Origin of the sequence: Corallococcus sp. AB049A (assembly GCF_003668885.1) — a bacterium.
Lineage (GTDB): Bacteria > Myxococcota > Myxococcia > Myxococcales > Myxococcaceae > Corallococcus > Corallococcus interemptor.
In genome coordinates this window covers 1-425 of the sequence record NZ_RAWL01001214.1, presented here as the reverse complement: position 1 = coordinate 425, position 425 = coordinate 1, and the positions used below count along the sequence as shown (strand labels likewise).

Genomic DNA, 425 nt, shown 5'->3' with positions numbered 1-425 from the left:
GTAGTATTCAGAAGCTTGCTGGACGGATCTGTGTCGTGATTGCTCCATCGCCTCAGGCAGAGGAATGCCGCGATTGGCCGCTTCCGTGAGATAACCCGACCGCAGGCCGTGGGCTGAGAAGTTGTTCGGATCGAGACCGGCCATTTCGGGGCTCCGTGGGCATTTCTACATTAATACACGCTAAGGGAATTTGAAGTTGTTTGGATTGAAGCGGTTAGCCCGGATTGGCCTGAAGCGTTCGAGGGGTCGGTCAATTTCGTTCCAGAGGTAGTCGCCGGTGAGCGCGATATGCGCCCATGGTAGTGGTGCGACCTGGGAGAGCAGCTCGTCCGGAATGATAATACCCTGACTGCTGATATAATCGACAGCACGGCTGAGATAGACAGTGTTCCACAGGATGATGGCGTTGACGACGAGGTTAAGAC

At 54.8% G+C, this 425-nt stretch carries 1 protein-coding gene; it reads right to left on the bottom strand.

The window, feature by feature from the left end; translation table 11 throughout:
- Window positions 1-180 precede the first annotated feature (180 nt).
- On the bottom strand, window positions 181-425 hold a 245-nt coding region (locus D7X55_RS41530; protein ID WP_147470517.1), incomplete at its 5' end, for a Tn3 family transposase.